General features: G+C 59.9%; 21 protein-coding genes. 15 read left to right on the top strand and 6 right to left on the bottom strand.

The features are described 5' to 3' along the window. Positions 1–5 precede the first annotated feature (5 nt). The 15 genes from SKA58_RS00230 (at position 6) to SKA58_RS19715 (ending at position 9482) form a co-directional block, all read left to right on the top strand. Entirely contained in the window at positions 6–281 is a 276-nt protein-coding gene (locus SKA58_RS00230; RefSeq protein WP_009820314.1) for a hypothetical protein, read from the top strand. Next, entirely contained in the window at positions 278–499 is a 222-nt protein-coding gene (locus SKA58_RS00225; protein WP_009820313.1) for a hypothetical protein, read from the top strand. Before SKA58_RS00230 ends, SKA58_RS00225 begins: the two co-directional genes overlap by 4 nt. A 50-nt stretch (positions 500–549) precedes the next feature. Continuing rightward, complete coding sequence (locus SKA58_RS00220) at positions 550–948, top strand: hypothetical protein (protein WP_009820312.1); 399 nt, start codon at positions 550–552, stop codon at positions 946–948. A gap of 73 nt (positions 949–1021) precedes the next feature. Beyond that, entirely contained in the window at positions 1022–1336 is a 315-nt protein-coding gene (locus SKA58_RS00215; RefSeq protein WP_009820311.1) for a hypothetical protein, read from the top strand. 13 nt (positions 1337–1349) lie between these two features. Further along, a complete protein-coding gene (locus SKA58_RS00210) occupies positions 1350–2114 on the top strand; it encodes a hypothetical protein (RefSeq protein WP_156784112.1) in 765 nt (254 codons plus the stop codon). Between the two features lie 522 nt (positions 2115–2636). Continuing rightward, positions 2637–3383 (top strand): CPBP family intramembrane glutamic endopeptidase, encoded by a 747-nt coding sequence (locus SKA58_RS00205; RefSeq protein ID WP_009820309.1) that lies wholly within the window; start codon positions 2637–2639, stop codon positions 3381–3383. Between the two features lie 560 nt (positions 3384–3943). Then, on the top strand, positions 3944–4174 hold the full coding sequence (locus tag SKA58_RS00195) for a hypothetical protein (RefSeq protein ID WP_009820307.1): 231 nt from the start codon (positions 3944–3946) through the stop codon (positions 4172–4174). A 143-nt stretch (positions 4175–4317) separates the two neighbouring features. Continuing rightward, positions 4318–4860, top strand: coding sequence for a hypothetical protein (locus SKA58_RS00190; protein ID WP_009820306.1), 543 nt, complete (start codon positions 4318–4320; stop codon positions 4858–4860). A 13-nt stretch (positions 4861–4873) separates the two neighbouring features. After that, entirely contained in the window at positions 4874–5161 is a 288-nt protein-coding gene (locus tag SKA58_RS00185; protein ID WP_156784111.1) for a hypothetical protein, read from the top strand. 1258 nt (positions 5162–6419) lie between these two features. Continuing rightward, on the top strand, positions 6420–6668 hold the full coding sequence (locus SKA58_RS00175; protein ID WP_037541911.1) for an AbrB/MazE/SpoVT family DNA-binding domain-containing protein: 249 nt from the start codon (positions 6420–6422) through the stop codon (positions 6666–6668). Next, positions 6661–7053, top strand: a complete 393-nt coding sequence (locus tag SKA58_RS00170; protein ID WP_037541891.1) for a PIN domain-containing protein — start codon at positions 6661–6663, stop codon at positions 7051–7053. Before SKA58_RS00175 ends, SKA58_RS00170 begins: the two co-directional genes overlap by 8 nt. Before the next feature lie 32 nt (positions 7054–7085). Then, a complete protein-coding gene (locus tag SKA58_RS00165) occupies positions 7086–7817 on the top strand; it encodes a hypothetical protein (protein WP_009820302.1) in 732 nt (243 codons plus the stop codon). 48 nt (positions 7818–7865) lie between these two features. After that, entirely contained in the window at positions 7866–8171 is a 306-nt protein-coding gene (locus SKA58_RS00160) for a hypothetical protein (protein WP_037541890.1), read from the top strand. Positions 8172–8180: 9 nt separating this feature from the next. Then, positions 8181–9188 carry a site-specific integrase gene (locus SKA58_RS00155; RefSeq protein WP_009820300.1) on the top strand — a complete coding sequence of 336 codons (1008 nt, stop codon included), beginning with the start codon at positions 8181–8183 and terminating at the stop codon, positions 9186–9188. A gap of 138 nt (positions 9189–9326) precedes the next feature. Beyond that, positions 9327–9482 carry a hypothetical protein gene (locus SKA58_RS19715; RefSeq protein WP_009820299.1) on the top strand — a complete coding sequence of 52 codons (156 nt, stop codon included), beginning with the start codon at positions 9327–9329 and terminating at the stop codon, positions 9480–9482. Positions 9483–9515: 33 nt separating this feature from the next. Here the strand turns inward: SKA58_RS19715 and SKA58_RS00150 are convergent, their stop codons facing one another. Genes SKA58_RS00150 through trbC form a run of 6 tightly spaced genes read right to left on the bottom strand, consistent with a single transcriptional unit; the run spans position 9516 to position 18303 of the window. Next, positions 9516–12791, bottom strand: a complete 3276-nt coding sequence (locus tag SKA58_RS00150) for a conjugal transfer protein TraG N-terminal domain-containing protein (protein ID WP_009820298.1) — start codon at positions 12789–12791, stop codon at positions 9516–9518. 26 nt (positions 12792–12817) lie between these two features. Next, complete coding sequence (locus SKA58_RS00145; protein ID WP_083784831.1) at positions 12818–14284, bottom strand: conjugal transfer protein TraH; 1467 nt, start codon at positions 14282–14284, stop codon at positions 12818–12820. Then, entirely contained in the window at positions 14284–15105 is an 822-nt protein-coding gene (traF, locus tag SKA58_RS00140; protein ID WP_009820296.1) for a conjugal transfer protein TraF, read from the bottom strand. Before traF ends, SKA58_RS00145 begins: the two co-directional genes overlap by 1 nt. Then, a complete protein-coding gene (locus SKA58_RS00135; RefSeq protein ID WP_009820295.1) occupies positions 15102–15470 on the bottom strand; it encodes a hypothetical protein in 369 nt (122 codons plus the stop codon). Before SKA58_RS00135 ends, traF begins: the two co-directional genes overlap by 4 nt. Positions 15471–15472: 2 nt before the next feature. Then, complete coding sequence (locus SKA58_RS19070; RefSeq protein ID WP_232209339.1) at positions 15473–17494, bottom strand: conjugal transfer protein TraN; 2022 nt, start codon at positions 17492–17494, stop codon at positions 15473–15475. Between the two features lie 59 nt (positions 17495–17553). Continuing rightward, positions 17554–18303 carry a type-F conjugative transfer system pilin assembly protein TrbC gene (trbC, locus tag SKA58_RS00125; RefSeq protein WP_009820293.1) on the bottom strand — a complete coding sequence of 250 codons (750 nt, stop codon included), beginning with the start codon at positions 18301–18303 and terminating at the stop codon, positions 17554–17556. Between the last annotated feature and the right edge of the window lie 7 nt (positions 18304–18310).

The following is an 18310-nucleotide window of genomic DNA, read 5'->3' as shown; positions in this document are numbered from 1 at the left end:
CAACCATGTCGAGACACATCTATTCCGCCGGCGACATCTCCATCATCGTCATCGGATGGGACGAACCCCTGCAGACCTTCTACCTGCAATTTGATGAGGGGGCGGAGCAGCCGTCGCTATGGGAAGGCACGCGGGAGCGACAGCACCCGAGCCCCGACCGCCTGGTGACGATCGCCAACCAGCTCTCGATCCGTTTCGGGCTTGCCGTACAGATGGCCGAACCCGTTCAGACGTTGCTCGCGGATCGACGGACGGAATCGACGAAAGCCCTCAGCGAGTGACCATCATGCGCTTCACCGGCTACCTTCGCCGCAATGCCGCTCGCCTGCAGATCTGGCACGACGAGATCGGGCCCTACAATTTGATCACCGAGGATTTCGGGGGCAGGCTCGAGGCGATGATCGGCAAGCGCATCCTGGTCGACGGGGAACAGGTCGATCCGGTGACGATCCGCGCCCACTATCTCGGCCTTGTCTCGGAGGCGGCGTCAGCCCGATGAAACAGCCCCACCATTTCGATTGCCCCTACTGCGAGCAGCCACTGGTCGCCATGACCGAACGCTGGGGCTTCCAGCAGTGCCCGCGATGCCGAAGGCCGATCGTCCAGTTCTACGCCCGCTGGCGCGAGAACACGCGCCGCGTCTATCTCGACGTCCTCAACGCGGGCTACGCCATCCAGGCCGTTGCCGGCGCGATCTACCTCACGGGCGCGATCGCAACCGGAGGCCATTTCGGCTCCATCGAAGCCTTCCTGTTTCTCATGCTCTGCTCGACGGGGGGGCTGTTCCTCGCCGATGCTCTGTGGGGCATCCGCACGCGCGTCATCCGCTTTTATCGCAGGACCTATTTCGGCCGAACCGCCGACTATCTCTCGACGGCACTCGGAATGCTCGGCGCCACGGCACTGATCATCGTCGTCCTTTTCGTTCTCGACCAGCTGCGCGCCTGACCATGTGCGTGCGTCTCCTTCATTCTGGGAACCCGTCCCCGCAACGCCGCAAGCAGCGGCCACGAGCCTTCCGATGACCGACACCTCTTTCCCGGAGATCCTGCGCAACGACGCGCTCGAATGGATCCAGCGCAACGGCAAGCTCCCGAAGCTTTCATCGGCCGAAGGTCGGCAACTGCTTGGATGGTGGCGCTCGGCCGAGCCAATCGACCGGTCTTTCCGGATGAGGCTCTATGAGATCGCGCGCTCCTACAACATTTCGCTCACGCGTTTGAACAAAGTAGACCGCGTCTACACCCCTCCGCGCCAGCTGGACCTGTTCAAGCGCGAGGAATCAGCGCCGCAGCTGATCTCCGGCGCTCCTGCGCCACAAAACAGCACCGGATGATTCAATACCGCGTGTGAACGCGTCCTATTCACTTACTGCTCACATACACAATGCAGACTGCTCTTTAGACACCTTCGCATCGGGAGATATTATGAAACGCTCACTCTACATTATGACCGCCGCCGTTTCGGCTTTGGCGATGGCTGCGCCGGCAAGCGCGCGCGATAGCGCCCGCGTCAACGAATTCTACCACATCTTTGACATTCAGACCTCGGCTACCAAGTCGCAGGTCATCAAGGCCACGCTCGACGGCATGGTCAACAACATCGCCGATTCTGAGACCATCACACCGATTGTCCTAGATCAGCCGCCCGAGCAACCGCGCCGCTTCACGCTCTCCAACCCTTTTGAAAACTCGCCAATGGCGGGCATGATGGCGATGGTGCCCGCAGCGCAGCTGGCGCAATTCAAGGTCGCCAAATGCGATGGGGCCATCTGGATCGCCAACGCCAACCGGAAGGTCCACGGCAGCCAAAACCTACGTCTGACCCTCTGCCTGTTTCCCTATTCTAAGGGCTATCAGATGGACGTGTACGGCATCGACAGCACGGCGCGGGGAGGAGCGCTCAGCGACATGATCGGCCGCGCCATCGGCAACGCGATCGTCGGTGACCCATCGAAGTGGACCAACAAGACCGTGGTGGACATCATCCGTTCAATCCGCACGCGCGCAGCGGCCAGGATCACCTATGTCGAGGGTCAGCCGGCCTTCGAGGGGACGCCCTGGGAAGATCAGTCCTACGCCCTCCCGACCAACGAAAAGACCGTCAAGGATTGAGGGAGGCCGGGCCATGTCAGCGTTAGTCGAAAAACTCCCGTCACGACCTGCCCCCCGGGCTGTGAGCCCCGCTGGGATCGCGATCCTGGCGGGGGCCACAGCGTTTGCACTATCGGCCGAAAGCGGATCCGGTCGGCCGCTGCCGGCCACATATCAGGCGACCTGTGCGCCTACAGACGGACCGGCCTTCCAGATCGCGATACCTCTGGCCGCGGAGCCCTCCACACTGCACATTCGGGTTGATCAGCCGCTTGAGCAAAGTCGAGGAACCTGGACGATCGGCGCTGGGCCGCACCGCGCTGACGTGACGCTCTGCTCAACAAAGCCCCGGGCACTATGCACCAATGCGACGTCCGGCACCTTCACGATTTCGCTACCGAAGGATGGCCAATTTGGCGGAACCGTCGAGGCGACATTTGTCAGGCCGGGCCCTCAAAAACACACGGTAAGGCTGCGTTACTCGGCACCCGAACAGCCCCTCCCTTATCCGCCAATGTTCTGCGGATGAGCGGATCAGGCCCGATGGAAACGAAACAGCAATTCACCCCGCGCGCAACCGAGTCAGCAACCCACCTCGAGGCGCGTAAACGCGCTCCGGGTGCCCCATCCGTCTGGCTTGTCCTGGGCTTGCTCGCGCTTCACCAGCTCGCCCTGACTCTAGTTCACTACGGCCTGATGCCGGTCATGGGGGTGACCCCGGGCACAAGCCTCGCGGTCTCGTCGACGATTATCGTATCCTCAATGATCATGCTCGGCGTGATCGGAATCGACCTTCGGAAGCCGGGTCGCGGGCAAGCAACCCTGCTCACCCTCCCGGCGTTGAATGCCGGCACGCTGATCACGATGGTCGCAGGCCTTTTGATCGCGCAAATCCCATTAGGCATACTTGCACTCAAGGGGGCTACCGTGTGGCAGAGCGGCGCCGTGAGCCATCTCGCAGTCGGCCGGGCTCTAGCGGGCACCGGCTACACGCTGAGCAGCGTCGTCCTCCTGATAGCGACGGTCGTCATCGCGCCCTTCACTGAAGAGGTGCTTTATCGAGGCTACCTGCTCGGAGCCCTAATCGGCCGTATTCCGCACCTCCTATGCGCCCTGATCTCGGCTGCCCTGTTTGTGTCTCTGCACTTCGAACCGGCAAACCTGATCGCATCTCTATGCCTTGGCCTTGGCGCGGCCGTGTGCGCTTTGCGAACGCGTTCCGTCCTCCCTGGACTGGCCATCCACATCGCCAGCAACGCCTTCGGAATGTGGTATGCGACTCTCGGCTAGGCGAATGCTGATGCTCCTGAGCCTCAAAGAACGGTTGAGCCGCATCCTTACAAGGGGAGCCTCGCTGACCTGTGCGAACTTTCGCTCTGCGCCCAGACAGGGGCAGCTCGCCCGCACCCAACTGACTGCGGATCGCGCAGGGCAGGACTCCCCCGGGCCGGCAATATTGCAAACCCCGATACAGGTCCTCTCAGGCGCGGGCATCGCCATCTGGCAGCTACCCTATGGCGCCGTCGCCATACGGCCGACAATGGCGTGTTCCCAAAACCACCGCCGCCTGCTGGCCAACCTCATCAGCGGGCGAGGGCAGTGGAATGTTCGCTTGGAACTATGGGCCGTCGATCAAACCGCCGCGCCGAAGCTCATCGCTCGCATGGCCGAGCTCGTAGTGGAGGAACATCATGGGGCTGGCTGACCGGGACTACATGCGCGAACGGGCCCGCGCACGCGTGCGCCAATCCACAACACGGTGATCACCGGTCTCACCATGAAGGGCCAAGGCGTAAAGTGCTTAAAGGGGAGGGGGATTTCAGAGATCGTCATCTGAAAGGGGAAGATCGATGAGTCCGAAAACCGAGAAAGAATGGGCCAGCTATTTCAGCGCCATGAACGATCACGACTTGAATAGCGCCTGGTGCACTTGGGGCCGGACGCCCTGCGAGGAAGAACTGCCGGAAAGAGATGCCCCGGCGTTCCTGGCCGTCAACCAGGAGTTATACGCCAGAGGCCTGCCGCCTTACGACTGTCCGACCGACGACCCAGCTGCCACCAGAGGCCGTGGTTATACCTAATGGAGGCGAGTTCATCGTTCACGATGATGATGCGGGCCTCGTTAACGGCCCTTGCCGAACAACCTTTAGAGAAGAGGTTTCTAAGATGACCGGCATCGATCTGCAGGCGCGATCTAGTGTACCTGGTGCGGAGGACTAATCGAATGTCAGTTGATTACAGCACCCGACTGGTCAGCTTGAGTTGGCACTTCCTTTCGCCGGAGGAATGCCAGGCACGGGCACGGGCCGACATCAATCCGGATTTTCGCTTTTGTGATCTGCGGGCCGAGGCGAACGACGGCTATTATTTCGAGCCCGACAAAGACCATTTCAACGAATTGCTTGGCCCTGATCGGACCCTGTTAGATTGTCTGCAAATTGACCTTCTCCGCCCGACCTACGACTACCTTGACCTGAAATACAACAGCCTGCTCCACCTGCTTTTCGGCATCGAACGCGTGCTTGTCGATAGATTGAGCAGTCGTGGAATCGAAGCTCAATGGTCGATGATCTATACTACGACCGAAAACGACAGCCCCGTCAGCGCATACCGACGGACCATTGTTTTCCCGAATTGCGAGTTTGACGGGTCTCCAATCCGAAACAGCCCGCGGCCGGCGGATCTCCCACTAGACTTGATAGCAGAGCTCGAGAACGACCTTGAAACATACTTCCGTTCAAACATGGACCGGGACCATTATGCCTGAAAGGAAATGCGACATGAAAGACGCGCTCGACCGCATTATTGACCGTCTCACGGCCCAAGGCTTCACAGTCGAGGAAGATGGCCTTGTCGCATCAACGTACCATCGGTGGTTCGTGACGTTTCCGTCTGAAGAGACCTGCTTTTCGCTTCTCATCGAGGAAGATCCCAACGGACATCCGCGTTTCTGGACACAATGTCCGACCACCGGGAGCACAGAGTACATAACTCCGCTGTTCATCAAGATTGGCGATATTCGAGATGAAATCGTTGGTCAGAGCATCGCCAGAGCAAGGCTGGCCTGAACGCAGGGCGACCCTGCTCCCACCCCCATCAACGGTCCCTTCGGACCTTTTCGATGCGCTCCGCGATCAATGGCAGGAAGTTTATCCGCTCAGGACTCACTACGAAATTCACCTTTGTTGGAAGCGCGTTGACGGGCAGATGATAATCGGCGAGAATTAATCCGTCGATCCGGCGACTCCCAATCGCCATTTACCGAGGTCAGTCTGTGGGCCCGCGCGCTGGAAGTAAGGCGCGATTTCCTCATTGAGCTGCACTTAAGCCACCCCTGGTGAGGCTTGGCGCAGTCGGCGCGTGGAGATCGCAATGTCGCGAAAACATGTGGCATCAGGCAACCGCCCAATTTCTGAACAGAAACAAGACCGCAAAAGGCAAGCGTTGCTAAGGCGGCTGTGGTCGAAATACAGCAACGATGGAAGTTCAATTCCAACTGACCCACAACGCCATCGGAAATAGCCACCTTTGTTGGAACTGGTTCTCACGACGATCCTCAGCGGCACGGCCGCGGGTCGGCGGATCCCCCCTGCCCTAACGCGGCAGCGCGTGGCGCCGACCGGGGCGTCGTGCGACGCCCCTTTCCTCGAAGGGGAAGAGCCCTCGCCAAATAATTCGTTAGGGTCAACCCGTCGGCCGACCGGCTCACAGTCGCCGTTCACCTAGGCCAATCTGTGAACCAGCACGCTGGAACACGACGCGACTTCCTCAATGAAGATCCGTCGTCTTCTTCTTGACGCGATGGATCTGCGTTTTCGTGTCGGGGAGACCCCCGCCGTCGTTGACAAGGACGGGTTTAATCCACCTGATCTCGCGACGTTCGCGACCAGGGCCAAGTGCCACCGCACGGAAGTGCCCACGACGCCAATGCGTCGCCAATTTGCGGCCGGTAGTGCCGCTGTCGTGGGACGACGCAATGTTCAGTTTGATATGGCTAACCGGAATGATCGAAAGTCGTGTGAGCTCTGAGGCTGCATTCTGACGCTGCCTAGTCCTAAACGTACTCTAAGCCTCAGATGGGCAGTTCTTCCGCTCGGGTCGCAAACCAATCGGCTGCGGCCGACGTCTGCTTGGCGAAGCTGTTATCACCAATCTAGGTTGACCACGAGAATGCCGCCCATTCCGATTTCACTCACTTATGTCCGATAAATGTGATTCTCGGACATAAGTGGGGGACCGGAATCGGACTGCGTTTTTGGTTTGATCTGGCGATTTGTGCACGATCGATGTATGAAGCGCTTCGTACAAGGAGCGAGCTTTTCCGTCATGGCAATCCACAGCGTCAAACTCACCGCCGATGGTCGCATCCAGCTTCCGGCCCAATTGCGGCGCGAGATGGGTCTCAACATCGGCGATACGCTTAATCTCGAACTGCAGGACGGATGCCTTTCGGTGCGCAAGCCATCCAAGACGCTTGAACGCATCCGCTCCAGATTGGCCCCGTACCTCGACCCGGGCACGCCTCTGGTGGATGATCTCGTGTCGTTGGACGCGGAGGGCGCGGCGCATGGCTAATGGTCTATTGGACACCTCGGCCGTCCTAGCCTTCGTCCTAGGTGAACCGCATGACGTTGACGAGGACCAGGTGCTCGCCGGCGCCGCGATCTGCAGCACGTCGCTCACCGAGTTGATCGCGGTACTCACCCTGCGCGAGATCCCGCCGGAAATCATCAAAGCGACAATCGAGGATTTCGGGTTGCGCGTGTTGCCCTTCACCGAAACCGCGGCCGAGATCGCCGGCACGCTTCTCCCCGAAGCCCGCCATCTCGGAATGACGCTTGCCGACTGTGCAAGCATCGCCACTGCCATCGAGAAGGGCCTGGTTGTCTGGACCGCCAATCCGCGCTGGACGCAGCTGCGCGCCGACGGCGCCACCATCGAACCGATCCGCAAATCATGACCTCCGCGCCTTCGTCCTCCCATGGCTACGAGATGTCGCCACACGTGTCGAAGCTGCTCGACGCTGGCGACGAGCAACGCGCCGTCAAGGCCCTGATCGCCGACATCTTCACGCAGCGGCTACGCAGCCACCACCGGGCCGCCATGGAAACCGGCCCCTTCAGCGACAACCTCGAGCAGTTTGTCCAACGCGCGCCGGCGATTATAGAGGTCGCCGCGCTCTCCACACCCGGAACCGCCTTTTCGATCGAGAAGATCCAGACCATTACCGACGACCTGGTTACTCTCGACACCCACATATTCGGCGATCGCTACAGCCTGACACCCCTCATTTCCGCGCTCGAACAAGCCGAGACGGCGCCACCCACACTCGACGAGACCGAAACCGAAGTCTCCGACACTTCCCCGGATTGGAGCTTCTACGAATGGGGAGGCGGCCGCGAAGTCTGCGTCACCTATCAGGCGCTGATTGAACAACGCATCGAGCAATGGGACGCGCTCATTCGCAAGATCACAATCTTCCCCCTGCTCATTGTCTTGCCGCTGGGGTTCGCCGCCCCGTACCTCGAGCCGACGATCGGATTGGGTTCCGCCATCTACCTGCTGATCCTGCTGCCAATCCTCGCCATCGGGCTCATCATGGCTACCGGAATGGGCCTGCCGCTGCGCTGGATGCCGGAACCCGTCCTCAGACGCTGGTTCGGCCCGCTGCCGGCAGAGGCGGTCCAGTTTCGCGATTTTCTTCTCCAAAAGATGCACGGCTGACGGAGTTAGAAGCACACCATGAAAGCGTCAGCTAGAGGATACCGGGTAATGGCGAAAACCAACAAGACACTGATCGAGGCAGCCGTTCTAGGAGCGCCTGCTACAGTTCTTGCGCTCAGAGGCATCGACGCTTTCACGACCCAGGATTCTTGGGATGCACCCAAGTATGGCCGCCCTATCCACTATCTGGGGCACGCGGCGCAACTACAGGGTATCGGCTATCTCTCCCTGGCGATCATGCTGGTCGGCGCGTGGATCTGCTTTTCCCTCAAGAAGACCAGCATCGGAGCGGCTCTAATGGTTTCGTCCTTCATTGCCTCCGCGCTCTCGTTCGCTACCCTTCTGACCACGTAAGCACGCAGTATGGCAAGTGACCTCAACCTCCCCGCCACCTCCTTCGACGCGCCGCTTTCGGCCGAAATGCTCGCCGAAATCGAGGCCGCACGCGAAACGCTCGCCGCCGCAAAAGCCCCCTCGACCCGACGCGCCTATAGCTCGGATTGGAATCGGTTCTGCGCCTTCTGTGACGACCGAAACTTCGAAGCCCTTCCTGCGCACCCCGACGTCGTCGCCCTGTTCATCCACGTTGAGGCCAACGCCGGAACCTCGCCGATCACGCTCGGCCGACGGGTCGCCGCGATCAATCACCACCACCAGGACGCAGGGCTAATCGCCCCCGTTGCGCGCGATACGGGTGGCGTGGTCTCGGCCATGCTCGCCGGCGCGCGCCGACGATACGCTCGCCCGCCGACCAAGAAGGCGCCTGCAGACGCTGATGCCGTCAAGCAGATGCTCGCAACGATAGAGGGCACCGGGACCAGGCCCGCGCGCGATCGCGCGCTGCTGGCGCTCGGAATGGCAGGCGCTTTCCGACGCTCCGAGCTGGTCGACCTGCAGCTGCGAGACATAGCCTTCGCACCGAAGGGCCTGACCGTGACGATCCGACGCTCGAAGCGCGACCAGGAGCAGAAAGGCACCCAGATTGCCATACCACAAGGGCGAGCAATCCGGCCTGTAACGCTCCTCAAACACTGGTTGCACCACCTCGATCTTGCCGATCCGTTGGCAGGCGACGAGACCGGCTCCGCACCGCTATTCCGACGCCTTACGCGTTCCAACGCCATTACCGCCTCCCCAATCACCGACAAGACCATCGTCCGCCTCATCAAGAGCGCGGCTTCAGCTGCTGGCCTCAAAGGCGACTATTCCGGACATTCACTGCGCTCGGGCTTCCTAACGGAGGCGGCTGCAAACCGGGCGAACGTCTTCAAGATGCAGCAGCACTCTCGTCACAAGTCGATAGAGACGGTGGCAGGTTATGTCCGCTCAATCGAGATCCACGACGATCACGCCGGTGACGACTTCCTTTAGCCGGATGAGCACTTCGGTGAAAAGCCAAGACTTGCTCGATGAGAATACAACCCACTCAACCGTCTGAGCACCAAGGCAGGGCGGGTTGATTATTTGCTCCTTCTCCACTATAGAACATCCGGAGAACGGAGATGTGCCATGAACGACGAAGGCTGGAGGATCGCGTACAACGACGAGAATTACGTCGTCGTCAACCGTTCTGACGGTTCGTCACCGGCGTGGCTGGTGCTGCCGATCGTTCTGACGATCATCTTTGGCCCACTCATCATGGATGCCGTGCGGCTCCTTTTCTGAACCGCACGGCGTCGACCATCTAGTGGTCCAATCTCACAGTATCAGGTGGAGGTGATTGTCGTGGTGCTGCGGAGCGCCCGGCCTATCGCCACGCTGAGCCAGACCTTCCCTGATCAGCTCCGGATCGTTGAACAGCACACGAGCCTGCGGATTCCTTTCGCGCATCATCTGGATCCACTCGCGCGTCGCGTTGCGATCGTAGTCCGGCGAACGCCAATTGACGGGTTCATTCTGCCCGTCTCGCCGGAATGGCCTGATGTCCACATTTCGACCGGTCTCGTGCGTTTCATGCCCTGGCATGTCGCCCCCGCCCGCCCTGCTGATATCGCCAATGTTGACGGGCGCGCCGCCCCGCGCGACCCACGCACGCGAGGACGCCTCAAGTTCGCCTATCATTCCCGCAGTCGCAAACTGATGTGCCGCGTTTGAGTAGCTGCGAAAGCCCTCCCCCGACCGTGGCAAAACAACATCAACAGGTCCCGATAGCGGAGCACCCGGAACACCATGCGGCGCATCAGCCACGCCATGCGGCAGAGCTTCAGGACGAGTTGGCGCACCGATGTGATTGCGCGGAATCGCTTCGGCCGGTTGCCCGATCGATCCGCGCATCTGCTGGATCTCTGAATCCATTGAGCTCGCGATCCGATCATAGTCATATTCGCCGTTCGCCTTCCGGAACGGATTTTCGAACTGGGTCGAAAGAGATCCGCGATCGGCCAACAAACCCATCGCAATGTCATTGATTTCCTTATCACGCACCTGACGCGCCTGCCCCGACAGATTGGGCTCACGAATATCAGGTAGCCACGGTTGATGCTCTCGCCGCTCCATATATTCCTGGGCGATATGAGACGTAAGATCGTCGCTGAAGTTGGTCCGCTCTTCCTGGCCCATACCTCTCAACTGGGAGACACGCGCCTCGAGATCACGCGAATGGGCGTACTGGCGCATCATTGCCAGCTCGTCGGATGTGTACCTTTCGTTGGTGTTCGACTGCCCCTGTTCGACCTGCGACCTCGCAAACCGCGTCCGGCTGTCACTCGTCCCCTCAGTCCGGTTGTGATCCTCCTTGTAAGGCGTCGTTGTATCGCCTTCACGGAAATCCTGACTGTTGCGCATCTCATTCGACACAACATCCGAATTCGTGGTCCTGTTACCGGAAGAATCGGTTTCAGAAGTCCCCCGAGTGCCAGTGCGATGAACATCACCATAGATATCCGCACTCGCTCGTCCGCCCACAGCCTCAAAGAGGGCGCCGGCAATGCCGCCGCGGCCCTTTGGCGCCCCCTTGGCAGTCTTCCCTGCTGCCGGCTTCCCGCCGCCACTCTCACCACCACCAAGGCCAATACCTATCGACCCCCTCATACCTGCCGTATCACTGTAGGTCGTCGAGGAATTCGCCGATTGCTCGTTCCCAACGAACTCGCTCTGGTCCGAACGCTTGGAGTGCGTGCCGGAGATGTCCTGCGAGTTTCCTCTCGTGGTCTGACTTGAATAGCCACTTCCCGTGGAATCGGACTGTGACCTGGTCCTGTCCGTCGAGGCTGTTTGACCCGACACGATCGTTGACGACTGGCTATTGGATGACCCGGCCCTATCGCCAGAGGCGTGCCGCGAGCTCCATTGGCTAAGCGCAGATTGGCGTTCACTCGCAGCCTGCGAGGACATGACCTCCATCTTCTCGAACGCGTTGAAGCCTGACGAGAACGAAATCGGCAGCCTGGTCAGGCGCTCGCTCGAGTCATACGCCGTCGCTGATGACCCGCCCCCACTGAAATCGATTTGCCGTAGGCCGGCACCATCGCGATAAGACGCCCTCGTCTCCCCGAAGTCGTAATTCGGCGCCATCTGCCATTGCGACGATTGGACGTTGTTCGCGCTGAAGTTGGAGAAGCTGCGGTTGCCGTAGGCATAGTTGCCGGTAGTCCGTTCCGAGGCCGCGTCCTCTGCTGCACGCTGGGCCGGCGCGAGCATCGACATAGCCTGACCGGATATCGCCATCGCCCCGCGCGCCATGCCGGCAGCAATGAAAGGAATCGACATCATCAAGAACCCCGCCAAGTTGGCGAGATCCATATTGACTGACTTGATCGCATGGACGGTGGCAGGGGTCATCCCGCCCGGTGCCGTGCCTTGCAAGTCGACGCCGAGCTTGGTTTGCACCACCATGTGGAGGACCGCATAAAGCGGCCCCCATGCGGACAGGTAGAAGAAGCCGGTGATGTAGCCTTTAAGCGTCTGCACGCCGGTCCCGGGGAAAAGGAACAGCGGGAAAATCACCGGAAACATCGCGTAGAACACGATATTCAGGATGATGTTCAGCATCGGAACCCATGTCATCGCCTGCGATGTGATGGCCGTATACGTATTGGACGCCTGGACATCGGCCCGCTCTGCCGCCAACGCATCGAGCTCGGGGTTCCCGAACGAGTTGAGCGCACGACTGAAACTGTCGACCATCGCTTTCTGGCGCAGAATGACAGGCGCGGTCGAGCCGGATGTTCCGAACACAGCATCGTGCAGGGCCGGCAGATCCGCCTCCAGTTTGGCCTTCGCAGCGGCCTCGGTCAGCTTCGGGAAAATCCGCTTCCCAGCGGTCTTCTCCGCTTCATCCATGTCGCCGGCGATCTGATTGACGATCCCGGTATAAGCATCGGCACAACGGCGAATGTCCTGCACGACCGCGCCAGTTCCATCATGGTACATGAACTTCGTCGCACGGGCGCTGGACCCGGGGCCCATGTCGGTCAAGACATCGGTGCTCTTGATCAAAACCTTGGCGCGTTCCGGGTGAAGCAGGATATCGTAGAACAAGCACTGCTTGTTATACTCCTCCAGGTTCCCGTAGATGATGGGATCTGCGAACTCATAATCGTAGACATGATCGAGCAGCCGAGACCCGTAAATCATGCCGTTGCTCGACAGGTTGAGCGACGCGGGCATCGCGAACAACGTCTCCGCGGTGCGCGTCATCCAATCACCAGCTGTGCTCGAGATCGAGGCGAACGCGGCCAGTCCAATCGGGACGTTGTCGATCGTACCTCCGGCTGCGGCATCGGTGCGATCGGTTACCTTGACGGTCGTAGTCGGGACCAGGAGAACCATGTAGAGGAGCGTGGCCGTGATGAACCAATTCCAGAGCACCTTCCAGTCAAGGTGCATAGCCATGGTAATCAACGCATAGATCAAGCCCAGAACCATCACGACCGACAGGAGTGAACGAAAGCCCCCTCCCCCGGACCATACGGCGACCGCATTGAAGACCGTCATCAGGTAGTCTGCACCACCGATCGTGAACACTTCCCACATAAATGCCTCGCAACCTGCAGACTAGGTCAGTTACCCGACGCCTTGTTTTGACTCCGGCTGAAGCCGAGCGCCGCGGTAAGCTGCGGAGCAAGATTGTTCCGCAGCTGCTTCTCCAGCATCTGCGTTCGCTCGACGATCGATTGTGTCGTCTGAAAGCGCTGAGACACAGTCGCCCGCAGCTCGCCCACTGCCGTATTCACTGTCGACAGGTTCGAGCGCCAGGTCGTGAAAGCCGGCGAAATCGGGGCATTGTTCTCGCGCATATCCTTCTGGACGTTCTGCACCATCGTCTCGACCATCGAGAGAACGACATCGACCGCGACGACCTCCGACAGAGTCTGAATCTCGCTCTGACTGAGGCCGACGGAGGACGTCGCCGTGACTGTCACGACCTTGTAAAGGGGCACGCTTGTCATCCCGAGCAACGCCACTTCATCGTTCGACAAGGCTGTGTCGGTGAGTACCTTATCGCGCATCGAGATGATCATCGCCTGGATCTTCGGCCGCAGCGCCTGGGCCTGATCGACAGGAACAGCCTGCTGCGAAACGTCCAGACATCCATCCGGCGTGTAGTCGTTGCACTTGAGCATCTTGCTACCAGAGACCGCATCGCCGTCCAACATCGTCTTGATGGCGGTCAGGTCAGGTGCAATCACTCGCGTAGAGCCCTCGCCTTCATCGCCGGCGCCCTTACCCTTGAACACCACGGTGCCGAGCAGAGTCATCATGAACTCGGCAAATTCGTGGTTCGGCGCGACCGAAGCGTCCTTCCCCTTGTAGATCGCCCACCAAGTATAATTGCGCGGAAGAAGGGCGTTTTCGCCCTCCTTGTTCGGGTCCGCGTTATCCTGAATGACCGACGCCGCCTTGTTCTCGTTGCCACAACCAGAACGCGCCTTGGCGAAGTCCGTAAAGATGCCCTTGTCGTTGCCCAGGGTCTCGCAAATATATTCCTTGTGCGAAGTCAGCATCGAGGCCGTCGTTCCGACCAGCGCCTTAGCCGCGTTGCAGCTCGAAATATTGGTCGTATTCACCTTGTTGGCGATGTCTTGCATGGTGTCCATCACCTTGCCGATCTGCTGGCTGATAGCGTCGATCGCCAATTTGAAGGCAAACCCGATGGCGTTGTTCGCCGTCGCTTTCAGAAACGCGACCAACTGATCAGAATTGATGAACGAAAAACCACCGGTGAAAATATCGATGCCGCCACACCCTGCCGATACCTTCGGAAGGCTGATCGAGATCGGCGTGATGTCCTGCTGAGGCGCCCGGGTGTAGAGACCACCCCCGGTATAATAACCAGCGGACTGACCCTGATACGCGCCGGGACCGGTCACGTTGGCACCACCCCCCAAACCGGAGAAGAAGTTGTTCATCTCGGACTGCACACCAGCGGTTGCCGGGACTGACGAACTCGTCGCCAGCATCACACACGCTACCATCGCTATGACCCGGCGCGAGCGGCGCCTCCTGCCATCGTGTTCCTCTGCCATCAGAAATAGCTCCCCGGTTCGACTTGCGTGAGCTGGAAGATCCGCTCTTCGATTTCGTCGGCGGCCATGACTCCATAGCCGATGGGGATCGGCCGCTTCGTCACGCTGTCGAAAAGTACAAGCGCCGGCACGTTCCTGCCGACCAGGCCCATGAGCTCATACTGGCCATTATCGACCACGAAATTGGGAAACGCAGGGGTCCCGCCTCCGTCCATCGAGACAGCCATCACCGGGAACCCGTGCGCGTTTGAAAGGGACTTCAGAACGGGAGAGAAAGCTTCGCACGCCGCACAGTCGCTCGAGAAGAAGTAAAAGATGCCGTACCGCTGCGCCAGCGAGTCAAGCGTCTGACGCTGCGCATCGGCCCTCACGAGGCTCCACGTCCGCTTGCCCAGCGTGCTAACGGGGCGCTGAAGCGTGTAATCGAGATTTGGCGTCTGCCAGATCGTGCGCTGCCACTGATCGGCAAACGTCGACGCGCGATCAAGCTGCTGCCGCTGGAACCCGATGTATTCCGCGATGTGGATCGGCGTCGGATACATGATCGCGAGCGCTTTGCGCTCCTCGAGCTCCTTCTGCACGGCCTGCAGTTCCGCCAGCGCGGTCGGACCCGTTGGCTGCTTTGCCATCCCGGGAGCCTGTTGAGCTACCGGTGAAGCTTCAGCCTTCGGCCGATCACAATAGAACCACGTCCCAAGCTTGCGCTCGCCGCAGTAGAACTCATCCGCGCGAGATCCCTCGTCGGCCGCGGCCGCCCCGGCGATCGGAACGGCCAGCAGCGACACAAGACTCGCAACGATTACAGACTTCCTGCCCTTCATGTTGCGCCTCCGTCACTCGTATTGAACACCTTGGAATAGATCGCAGCGTCGATCAGGTTTGCCCCGTTATCGAGCAACCGCACGACGAAGCCGAACGCGGCACCCAACGCCTGACGACCCGCCTCTGTGATCGAAAGAAGCCCCTCTTGCGTCATGAGCAGCCACCCCGACCGGGACATTCGCTCCATCGACAGGGTGATGGCTCCCGCTGGGACGTCGTTTCGACGTAGCTCGGCCACACGGCGAAGCGCGGTCTCCTTGCAAACCACGTTCCCATTCACGACCCCCGAAAGGATTGCGAGGTCCACGATCCCCATGCCCAGAACGTGATGCTGGACCCCAAAATTAACGACCTCCGCCGCCATCGTCAGTTCGCTCCATGATCGCTGTAATACTTGGAGATGCGGGCCTGAATATCCTGCATCGTCTGCACCTCATCGGGCAGCTTCGCGGCATCGACGAAGTCTTTGTAGACTTCGGTGAAGTCCATTTTCGAGAGATCGAGTTGCTGGAACTCGTAGATGCTGAATCCGCCGCATTGCGGGCTCTTGGGCGTCCCGAACGTCTTACCAAGCTGCGCACGCCCCTGCTCCTGGATCACCCGAGTCAGCTTGCTCTCAAAGCAGCAATAGGTCGTGCGACGCGTGGTGCAGACAAACAGCACCTTCTGCGAACAGTAGGTCCCGATCATGTGGCAAAGCCCCATGCGGTCCTTCACGTCCAGCGTCTTTTCCTCGGTGGAGCACAGAAACGTCGTCAGGAACGGCGTCGCCAGTGCGGCGATCGCTGCAGGACCACTCGCCAGCGCAGCGGCGCCCGTAGCTGTGGAGAGAAGGCCAGATGTCTTCCCGGCGCAGCAATTGACCAAACCGAAGATCGGCTTGTGACACCCGGTGGCCGTTCCTGAAAACAGTGTCAGGCTGTTCTCATCCCACTCATCCTTGGCTTGGCCAAGGGCGTGCATGGCAACGAGCGCATCCTTGAACTCGGTGCTCGCCTCCCGCTCGACCTGCTGACAATCCCCGTTGATGCAGTAGACGTCGTTGCTGCAAATATATTGAGGCGCTGCGGTTTGGCCCGAGTTCGGCACCTCGCACTTGAACACCCGGTTTTTGACGGTGCACTGGTCATCAAGGCACTCCTCATGATCAAACGAGCAGGTCTGTTTTCCTTCGACTGCAGCGCAATCCGACTGCCCTCCGACGACGGTCTGGCACGAGTAGGTCTTGGTTTTCTCCCAGCAGGGTAGCGTGACCGAGATCCCGTCGATAACCTTGGTCTGCGTCCCGCCAGTGCAAGTCTCGCCCTGATAAGTGCAATCCGACCCCGCGGAGCACGCACCGGCCTGCCACTGCTGCGTGAAATACTCCGGGGGGCTAGTTGCGACGGGTGGCGCGCTGCCGGTGTCAGCCGTGCAGGTATAGTACTTCTGGGTCACCCACTGCTTGCAGGCATTGATATAATAGGAAAAGCCAAACTGGTAGTCGGTCACCAACTCGCTGTCCCAGCTCGCACATACCTGCGTTTCGGTGACGGAGGCCGGCTTCCCCGTCTGGGCGCAATAAGGCGAGCCCTGGTACGTATCGCAGGTTGGAAACGTCACGGTGACGTTGCCGAAGTCAAAGTAATGAACGCCGTCCCCTAGCAAATACTGGGCTTGCTGACCCGAGTTGGCCCCGGAATCTGCGCAATTGTATGTCTTGTTGATCACTTCCAACGCGCCAGGCGGGGGCGGAATAACCTCCGTCCCGATAAAGAATGAAGTGGGTTCTGTGTGGGTGCTGGAGCACGTATAATAGTTCAGTTGGATGTTGTAGCCGGTAAGGTCAAACGAATTAGTGAGATGGCACGTCCCGTCCTGCGCTAGGGGTGTGCAGTTGTCGAAGCCCGTGTAGAGGGACTTCGCGCATAGATACTTATTGCCGAGGGTGTTGGCGTGGGTGAGCACCAGTTGAGAGGTGCAGGTCGTATCCACGTCCTTGACCGCCGAGCCGGTGTTGCACGTCTCGTAATAGTAGTCTGGCGTTCCGCCCGTGGTGGGCAAAGGCTGACACTGCGATGCCGTCGACGTGGTCGACAGGCCGGTCCCGGTGTACGAGTTGGGATCATCCTCGATCGCCTTGGCGCTGCTCACATCGATCATCTTGGGATCAAAATACGGCCTGTTCGGATTCTTGACCACCTTGGCTGCATCGCTTGTCGAAGCGGTAGAACTTCCCGCCGAGATCAACGCATCGGGATCGTTCTGGTAGGCACTCTCTGGCAAGCTGGTCCCGGCGTAGTACGGAACGACCGAAGGCGCCCCAGTTTGCGTGGTGACGGTCACTGCTCCGTCGCGCGCCGCCTTGGCCAGGTCCGTCGCAGCTGCCTTTGCGTCATCGCGCGACATCTGCGCGCTTGCCGGCGATGCAGAAACGCCTAGCGCCACGAGAAAGGCGACCCAGCCCCTCACTGCAAATGCTTCGCGTTCAGGTTAGACAGAGCAACCTGAGCAGTGCGAGCACCCGGGCCCTTCTCCTCGACGAACCGCTCCAGCGCGAACCGCACCGTCACGTTTCCAGCCATACGATCCGACGGCGGAGGCGTGCTGACACAATCCAGTTGATCGCAGGGTTCAAAATCCGACCCTGCGACGACGAACGTCGGCGCGACCTGGACGTTGAAGGCGCGGAATAAGCGCGGGTCAACCATGATCCGGACGTTGGTGTCGTCCTTGCTCACGACCTCATGCAGTTTTGCCATGAACTGCTTTGCCGAATTCCCGGGAAACCCGCGAAACACAACAACGCCGCCAGCGGCCGCCGTATGGTTGATCAGCGGCTTCAAGGACTCTGCGGGCATTGATGTGCTGGCGAAGACCATGAACATGGGGGCGCCTCCCTGCCCGCCCTTCAGGATCTCCGACGCCCCAGAGACGAGCTCATCGAAATCGATCGCGCCCGAGGGGTCTCCCGCTGCACCCTTGAGGCGGGGATCGGATATCCGCGTCATTGCGTGCTGAGCGATCTGCTCGGCTTGGTCCTTCATCTCTTGATCGCGACGCTTCACATCGTTGACGAAGTCCTGAAGATCACTGCCTTGCGTCTCAGCCTTCTTCAGAAGGCCTGTAATATCGATGCCATCCACGCTCTGCGCTGCGACACCCGTGGCAATGCCGAGGGCGCCCAGAAGCCCGAACTTGAGAACTGATCGAACCATTGGAACC

The organism is Sphingomonas sp. SKA58 (assembly GCF_000153545.1).
Lineage (GTDB): Bacteria > Pseudomonadota > Alphaproteobacteria > Sphingomonadales > Sphingomonadaceae > Sphingobium > Sphingobium soli.
Note: the sequence above shows the minus strand (reverse complement) of the source record. Positions and strands in the feature narration are given on the sequence as shown.

Excerpts from the sequence above, each read along its gene's own strand:
- SKA58_RS19070 (WP_232209339.1), bottom strand. The coding sequence starts at position 17,494 with ATGTCGCGCGATGACGCAAAGGCAGCTGCGACGGACCTGGCCAAGGCG.
- SKA58_RS00185 (WP_156784111.1), top strand. The coding sequence starts at position 4,874 with ATGAAAGACGCGCTCGACCGCATTATTGACCGTCTCACGGCCCAAGGC.
- SKA58_RS00150 (WP_009820298.1), bottom strand. The coding sequence starts at position 12,791 with ATGTGGGAAGTGTTCACGATCGGTGGTGCAGACTACCTGATGACGGTC.
- SKA58_RS19715 (WP_009820299.1), top strand. The coding sequence starts at position 9,327 with ATGAACGACGAAGGCTGGAGGATCGCGTACAACGACGAGAATTACGTC.
- SKA58_RS00160 (WP_037541890.1), top strand. The coding sequence starts at position 7,866 with ATGGCGAAAACCAACAAGACACTGATCGAGGCAGCCGTTCTAGGAGCG.
- SKA58_RS00170 (WP_037541891.1), top strand. The coding sequence starts at position 6,661 with ATGGCTAATGGTCTATTGGACACCTCGGCCGTCCTAGCCTTCGTCCTA.
- SKA58_RS00165 (WP_009820302.1), top strand. The coding sequence starts at position 7,086 with ATGTCGCCACACGTGTCGAAGCTGCTCGACGCTGGCGACGAGCAACGC.
- SKA58_RS00215 (WP_009820311.1), top strand. The coding sequence starts at position 1,022 with ATGACCGACACCTCTTTCCCGGAGATCCTGCGCAACGACGCGCTCGAA.
- SKA58_RS00205 (WP_009820309.1), top strand. The coding sequence starts at position 2,637 with ATGGAAACGAAACAGCAATTCACCCCGCGCGCAACCGAGTCAGCAACC.
- SKA58_RS00230 (WP_009820314.1), top strand. The coding sequence starts at position 6 with ATGTCGAGACACATCTATTCCGCCGGCGACATCTCCATCATCGTCATC.
- SKA58_RS00145 (WP_083784831.1), bottom strand. The coding sequence starts at position 14,284 with ATGGCAGAGGAACACGATGGCAGGAGGCGCCGCTCGCGCCGGGTCATA.
- SKA58_RS00190 (WP_009820306.1), top strand. The coding sequence starts at position 4,318 with ATGTCAGTTGATTACAGCACCCGACTGGTCAGCTTGAGTTGGCACTTC.
- SKA58_RS00155 (WP_009820300.1), top strand. The coding sequence starts at position 8,181 with ATGGCAAGTGACCTCAACCTCCCCGCCACCTCCTTCGACGCGCCGCTT.
- traF (WP_009820296.1), bottom strand. The coding sequence starts at position 15,105 with ATGAAGGGCAGGAAGTCTGTAATCGTTGCGAGTCTTGTGTCGCTGCTG.
- trbC (WP_009820293.1), bottom strand. The coding sequence starts at position 18,303 with ATGGTTCGATCAGTTCTCAAGTTCGGGCTTCTGGGCGCCCTCGGCATT.
- SKA58_RS00175 (WP_037541911.1), top strand. The coding sequence starts at position 6,420 with ATGGCAATCCACAGCGTCAAACTCACCGCCGATGGTCGCATCCAGCTT.
- SKA58_RS00195 (WP_009820307.1), top strand. The coding sequence starts at position 3,944 with ATGAGTCCGAAAACCGAGAAAGAATGGGCCAGCTATTTCAGCGCCATG.
- SKA58_RS00220 (WP_009820312.1), top strand. The coding sequence starts at position 550 with ATGACCGAACGCTGGGGCTTCCAGCAGTGCCCGCGATGCCGAAGGCCG.
- SKA58_RS00135 (WP_009820295.1), bottom strand. The coding sequence starts at position 15,470 with ATGGCGGCGGAGGTCGTTAATTTTGGGGTCCAGCATCACGTTCTGGGC.